Origin of the sequence: Kitasatospora sp. NPDC059599 (assembly GCF_042735125.1) — a bacterium.
Lineage (GTDB): Bacteria > Actinomycetota > Actinomycetes > Streptomycetales > Streptomycetaceae > Kitasatospora.
Genome location: NZ_JBHWCL010000294.1, coordinates 1 through 2,333 on the forward strand (window position 1 = coordinate 1; position 2,333 = coordinate 2,333).

Here is a 2,333-nt window from a genome sequence, read left to right on the forward strand (position 1 = left end):
GGGCGCGGGGCCGCGGCCCCGGCCAGCGCCGGGGCCCCCCCCCCGTGGGGTGGGGGGGGTGCGGCCCGGGGGCTCGGCCCTGTGCCGGGCGCGGGGCGGACGGGCCGCCCGGGGGTCACTTCGCGAGGAAGGCCAGCAGCGCCTCGTTGACCTCCTCGGCGTGGGTCCACAGCAGGCCGTGCGGCGCGCCCTCGATCTCCACGTACTCGGCGGAGGGCAGCGCCCGGTGGAACGGCCGCGCGGTGTTCTCGACCGGCAGGATGCGGTCACCGGTGCCGTGCAGGATCAGCGCCGGCACGTCGATGCGGGGCAGGTCGGCGCGGAAGTCGGTGTACCAGGTGGCCGGCGCGGCCGAGGCCGCGAAGAAGCCGCCGCCGGCCGCGGTGTTCCAGCTGTTGCGGACGGCCTCCTCGCTGATCCGGGAGCCGAGGTTCTCGTCCAGGTTGTAGAAGTCCTGGAAGAAGTCGCGGTAGTAGGCGTAGCGGTCGGCCTTCACCGCGGCGACGATGCCGTCGAAGAACTCCTTCGGGGCGACGCCGTCCGGGTTGTCGTCGGTCTTCAGCAGGCAGGGCTCCAGGGAGGCCAGGAAGGCGACCTTGGCGACGCGGGCCGAGCCGTGGGCGGACACGTACCGGGCGACCTCGCCGGTGCCCATCGAGAAGCCGACCAGCACGGCGTCCCGGACGTCCAGGGTCTCCAGCACGGTGTTCAGGTCGGCGGCGAAGGTGTCGTAGTCGTAGCCGGTGGTGGGCTGCGACGACCGGCCGAAGCCGCGGCGGTCGTAGGTGATCACCCGGTAGCCGGCGTCGAGCAGCGCGGCGCTCTGCCGCTCCCAGGAGTGCCCGTCCAGCGGGAACCCGTGGATCAGCACGACCGGCTGACCGGTGCCGTGGTCCTCGTAGTAGAGGTCGATGGGGGTGGTGTTCTCCTGGCCGACGGTGATGAACGGCATGGGCTGTCGTCTCTTCTCTGTGATCCGCTGTGGTGCACCGCGGCCCGTGGGCCCCGGTGCACCACACGCTAGGTCCGGCCGTATGCGGACGGTGTCCGCTGCGGGTACCGGGTGTCGTCCGAGAGCGCCCGACCGTCCGTCGGCGGCCCGGTGGCCCGGCGGCCCGGCGGCGGAGCGCCGGTCGGACCGGGCGCCGCCGAGGCGGGTGGCCGGGCCCCGGGCGGGAGTTCGGCGAGGGCGGCCCGGTGGTCGTGCGCGGTGCAGCGCCTCGACGAGGGGCTCCCCGGGTGCCGGTTCGCTGCACCGGATGCGAGTGACAGGGAGGTCGCGGGGAGGTCCGGTGACCGGTCGGACGGGGCCGCAGCGGGCGGACGGCCCGTCTGTATCATTCGTTCGCACGCAGCGGCAGGGGGCAGGGGCGACGTGGACGTGGTGGGGCCGAACGGGCCGGCGCGGGTGGGTCCGTTCCGGGTGGTGGCGGTGCTCGGGCAGGGCGGGATGGGCCGGGTGCTGCTGGGGGTGTCGCCGGACGGGCGGCCCGCGGCGGTCAAGCTGGTGCACGCCGAACTCGCCGAGGACGACGGGTTCCGGATCCGCTTCCGGCGTGAGGTGGAGGCCTCGCGGCGGGTCTCGGGCGGGTACACGGCGGCGGTGATCGCGGCCGATCCGGAGGCCGAAACCCCGTGGCTGGCCTCGCAGTTCGTGCCGGGACCGGCGCTGAACGAGGCGCTCGGGGCGGTCGGCACGCTGCCGGAGGAGTCGGTGCGGCGGCTGGCGGCCGGGCTGGCCCTGGCGCTGGTCGACGTGCACCGGGCCGGGCTGATCCACCGGGACCTCAAACCCTCCAACGTGCTGCTCACCGAGGACGGCGTGCGCGTCATCGACTTCGGGATCGCGCGGGCGGCCGAGGGCCAGGACACCAAGCTGACCCGGACCGGCGCGATGATCGGCTCGCCCGGCTACATGTCGCCCGAGCAGGTCGAGGGGCGGGAGTCGACCCCCGCCAGCGACGTGTTCTCGCTCGGCGCGACCCTGGCCGTGGCCTGCACCGGGAGGCCGGCGTTCCCGGGAGAGTCGCTGCCGCGGATCCTCTTCAACGTGCTGCACGCGGAGCCCGATCTGACCGGGGTGCCGGAGCGGCTGCGGCCGCTGCTGGCCGCGTGCCTGGCCAAGGACCCGGCCGCGCGGCCGACCCCGCAGGACGTGCTGGCGGCGGTCGGGCGGATCGCGCCGGCGGCCCGGCCGTGGCCGGAGGCGGTGCACGGGCTGCTGGCGGCGCAGGGGGCGGGGATCGCGCGGCTGCTGGCGGCGGCCGAACCGGCGGCCGAACCGTCGGCCGGCGCCGCCGGGGCGGCGGTGGCGGGCCCGGCGGCCGGCCCGG

2 protein-coding genes are annotated in these 2,333 nt (G+C 76.0%); one reads left to right on the plus strand and one right to left on the minus strand.

From position 1 onward, the window contains the following. Positions 1-115 precede the first annotated feature (115 nt). Positions 116-952, minus strand: coding sequence for an alpha/beta fold hydrolase (locus ACFV04_RS43615; protein ID WP_380347979.1), 837 nt, complete (start codon positions 950-952; stop codon positions 116-118). A 423-nt stretch (positions 953-1,375) separates the two neighbouring features. Between ACFV04_RS43615 and ACFV04_RS43620 the strand changes: the two genes are divergently transcribed. Then, positions 1,376-2,333 (plus strand): serine/threonine-protein kinase (locus ACFV04_RS43620; RefSeq protein ID WP_380536632.1); only part of this gene is annotated, 958 nt, incomplete at its 3' end.

Excerpts from the sequence above, each read along its gene's own strand:
- ACFV04_RS43615 (WP_380347979.1), bottom strand. The coding sequence starts at position 952 with ATGCCGTTCATCACCGTCGGCCAGGAGAACACCACCCCCATCGACCTC.